Raw genomic sequence first — 3762 nt, 5'->3', positions numbered from 1 at the left:
ATAGGACGTTATGTTAACCAAGCATGTATAAAATATACATTGTTTTTTACTTATTTAACGGAGCCGTTTTGTTAAGTAAAACTTGTTATAATATTTTCAAGTGGAAAGTGCAATTTATGGGAGGATAGACCACAATGCCTGAACCAAATATAAAAATAAAAAAGATATGGGAAGATACCGATTTTTTTGAATTAAATTTTGACTTTACAGGATTTTATAGCACTGCGAACATTAACATATATACCACCAATAAAGAACTCGAAGATTTAAAAGAGGGAATAATCAAGTTTTCCACTTTTAAACTACATGAATTTCAATGGGTTTCAGGTGAAGATATAGACAATGTAACTCATTTTTTATTTATAAGATTCTTCTTACATGATAAAAAAGGAATTGTAGGTATTGAGATAGTAACTGACAATAAGCAATCAAAACCTTATTGGATGCGTTCAAATCTGTTTATTCTTACGGAACTTAATCAAATTGATGATTTTATAATAAAAATAGAGCAATTAATTAGTGAGAAAATTACTGAGTTAGAAGGCATAATTCCAGTCTAATAGTGAAAATTTTTTTGTAAATAAATTACATATATCAACTTCCAATAACGAAAATTATGTAAACAAGCTGTCCATAAGGACAGCTTGTTTTTTTACTTAACGTAGTTTTGTTCTGATCTTTTGGTTTGAAATTTGCTTTTTGGCTAGAGCGCTGGCTCGTCGTGTGGGGACGAACCCCCACGTATTACGTATCTATTTTTAAAATAAGAACTATCTTGGGACGAATGATTTAAGCGGTTCGGCTCGTATACTTGCTAGTCCAAGTCGAGAACCATTGCTTTGCTTTTTGTCTGTCGGCTTGGCGAGAAAAGCATACGAGCCGAAAAAAGTTTTGCAAGGACTCTATAAAAAATAAAAGGCGTTAGCCTTTAGGTGAGGATGAACGAACCGTTTTTTTTATAGAGAGGGTGGAGATTTTTGAGTGTTCTTCTCAAAAATACGACCCGTTCCTTGCGGAACTTTTAGCCCTATATATAAGAGTGAGAAGAGCAAAGTGAAGAAAGTCAGTAATAGCAAGGCTTTATAAGGTATAGGGTGTTGCAAAAAAGCAACACCTGTGTTGCAAAAAAGCAACACCTAAAAAATGGAAAAACACATAAAAAAAAAGATGTCAATGACATCATTTCTTCTCATTCCTAAAATAAATAGACTGGTAATTTATGTTTTTTACCATCTTCAGCAACAAAATTTTTAAGAGACTTCTTAAAAATTCTTTGTGTAGCTTTGTCTACTCCATCTTTTGGAGAACAGCACATAATGTTAGGATTTATAAACCAAGTACGACTCGTACAAATACGTCCATCTTCTGTTGTCATTCCAGATTCCGCAACCGCCAATACTCCTTTTTCCATTAAAGAATTCATCATCATTGAAACCCTTGAACGATCTCTCTTCAATTCTTTTGCTAAATAACTAGGTGTAGCATTGTCTGAATCAAATTCATTTTCCTCATTTGCTCGTTCTACAAGAATATTCGTTTTAAATTCTACATAAGGCACTAAATCCATTAGAAAAGCCTTTTCAGCATTTGTAAGATAGTTTATTTTTGCTAAGTAATTATAATTATCCGTAATCATTTGCACAAACTTCACCCTATCCGTAGGCTTTTTCTTTTTACCAATGAAATATTCTTCCCCACCAGTCGCCTTACTTAACAACTGCAAAAGCATTATTTTTTCTTCTTCCGAGTAACCACCTGCTTGCAACTGGTCATAAATACTATCAATCTTACTATCTCTTATTTTCGCTTTTTTTTCAGCTTGTCCAAAATCTACAACTTTTGTCATAAAATAATTCTCTCCCTTAGTGGAAGGAATCAACTTTTATATGTTAGAATGTATATAGAATATATAAATGGTTGATTCCAACCTTATTATGAAAAACCGTCTCGCCGTCCAAAGCTAGAGCGGTTTTTCTCGTTTATACGTCTTTCTCTATAGTAACATGAAACACCTTGTTAAAACTTTCCGTCTCTTGCAAAAACACAACATTCAACCCTCTTTTTCTTCTTCAAACTCATGCAATTCAATGCTTTCATCATTATCACTCCTATCTTTCTCTATCAAAATCTCGATGTCTGCTGATTTCTCTCTTATGTTCACGTTCAAATTGATTATCTATTCCCTTGCTACCCAATTCATTTTTAATAAGCCCTCTAAACGCCTTAAATTGCTCTTTAAAAACTTTTTTCGTTTGTACATACAAAACTCTTATATTCGTCTGTAAACCCTTTATATGAGCTTTTAATGAGCTGATTTCTCTATTTAATACACCAACTTCTTTTTGCAACTGATTTCTTTCTTCTTTCAATGTTCGATTATCTTCCATCCATCCCTCTGCATACACTTTTAAACTCTCATTCTCTTTCACAAAATCTGTCTTTTTCAAACTCTCATAATCCTTTTTAATAGTAACCGCTGCATTCACTTGTTTTGTAAATTCTTGATATTGTTCTGGTGATAACACATAATTTCTTGTCTGTTTCTTCGTGATTTCAGCTTTCCCAATCATTTTATCCTGTACTTGTGTTATTACTTCTCTACGCAAAAACGGAATCACAACAGGTTCATTTGGTACTTGATCCGTAGCACTATCTAATTCTTTTTGCATTTGTTTTACTCTTTTTTCTAATTCTACATGACGCTGACCAATTAGCTGCAGCTTTTCACTTTCACTCTCTACTTTTTGTTTCACTATCTCTAATTCTTTGTAGTTATCAACGACATCACTTTCCAAACCCTTTTTCGCTACTTGTAATTCATTTGTTTTCTCTTCAACATTTTTTAAATGATGATCAATCGTTTGTAACTGCGTTTCTTTTTCTTGTACTTGATTCTCAACAAGTGATTTTGTTTCTGCATATTCCTTGTATTGACGGACTTTCATGTATTTATGTGAACCTACATTGGCACGTTCAAAATTCGGGAGGTGTTCTTTCGCTAATTGCTCAATATAGGCCGTTTCTAATTCTCTCCAATGTGCAATTAACTTTCTTCCCGTTCCTTCTACACCTTGTTGTTGTAAGGCTCTATCCATTCCGACACGCCTCGTTAATCCTCGACTACTTTCGAAATTCGGTACATAGTTAATATGTAAATGCGGATTAGCTTCATCATCATGTAAAACCATGTTATAAACTACTAGATTTGGATTTCGCTCTTGAAACGCTTCAGCATAGCGCTTCAGTGCTTCTTTTTTCGCCCCTCTATACATTGGGTCGTCTTTACCTTCCCCAATCGCTACAACCAATTCTCGTTGCTCATGTGTCTTATCGTCTTTATGTATTTTGTCATAGTAGTCATCAATCTTACGGTCATTCCGTTTTTGTTTCTCGTTATACTTGTCCACTGCTTCTTGAAAGATATCCTTGTATACACTTCGGATGTCCTTTTGAACAAAGTAAATATTCTCCTCTGACCTGGATGGATCTATACCAGGATTTCCATGAATATTTTCTCTGTTATTGTGGCTCAATGAACTTTGGTGAGATTGATTAAATGAGATAGACCCCAACATAAAATGCCACCACTTTCCCTAGATTAATTGATACCATAAGTCTAGCAAAGCGACGAAATGGAGTCAATTAGAGTAACCCTATACTTATTTTGACACTACGCATCAAAATAGATAGGGGTCTGCGACGCTTGTCGGCATTGCCGAGCCACGTTTAAACGTGGCAAAACCAAACCTTGGGCGTTGCCCA

The 3762-nt window shown here is 34.3% G+C and carries 3 protein-coding genes; 1 reads left to right on the top strand and 2 read right to left on the bottom strand.

Going from position 1 to position 3762, the window contains the following annotated elements:
• Positions 1-134: 134 nt before the first annotated feature.
• Entirely contained in the window at positions 135-560 is a 426-nt protein-coding gene (locus V7038_RS10320) for a hypothetical protein (RefSeq protein WP_335470070.1), read from the top strand.
• A gap of 635 nt (positions 561-1195) precedes the next feature.
• On the opposite strand, the gene V7038_RS10315 is transcribed toward V7038_RS10320, so the two are convergent.
• Both V7038_RS10315 and V7038_RS10310 read right to left on the bottom strand, forming a co-directional pair.
• The gene (locus V7038_RS10315) at positions 1196-1846 is read right to left on the bottom strand and encodes a MarR family transcriptional regulator (RefSeq protein WP_002162441.1); all 651 of its coding nucleotides are present in this window, start codon (positions 1844-1846) and stop codon (positions 1196-1198) included.
• 262 nt (positions 1847-2108) lie between these two features.
• Positions 2109-3575 (bottom strand): plasmid recombination protein, encoded by a 1467-nt coding sequence (locus tag V7038_RS10310; protein ID WP_335470066.1) that lies wholly within the window; start codon positions 3573-3575, stop codon positions 2109-2111.
• Positions 3576-3762: the final 187 nt, after the last annotated feature.

This window comes from Bacillus sp. JJ783 (assembly GCF_036963225.1).
GTDB lineage: Bacteria > Bacillota > Bacilli > Bacillales > Bacillaceae_G > Bacillus_A > Bacillus_A cereus_U.
Note: the sequence above shows the minus strand (reverse complement) of the source record. Positions and strands in the feature narration are given on the sequence as shown.

Bases quoted from the DNA above. Each gene is read 5' to 3' on its own strand.
- V7038_RS10310 (WP_335470066.1), bottom strand. From the start codon at position 3,575: ATGTTGGGGTCTATCTCATTTAATCAATCTCACCAAAGTTCATTGAGC.
- V7038_RS10320 (WP_335470070.1), top strand. From the start codon at position 135: ATGCCTGAACCAAATATAAAAATAAAAAAGATATGGGAAGATACCGAT.
- V7038_RS10315 (WP_002162441.1), bottom strand. From the start codon at position 1,846: ATGACAAAAGTTGTAGATTTTGGACAAGCTGAAAAAAAAGCGAAAATA.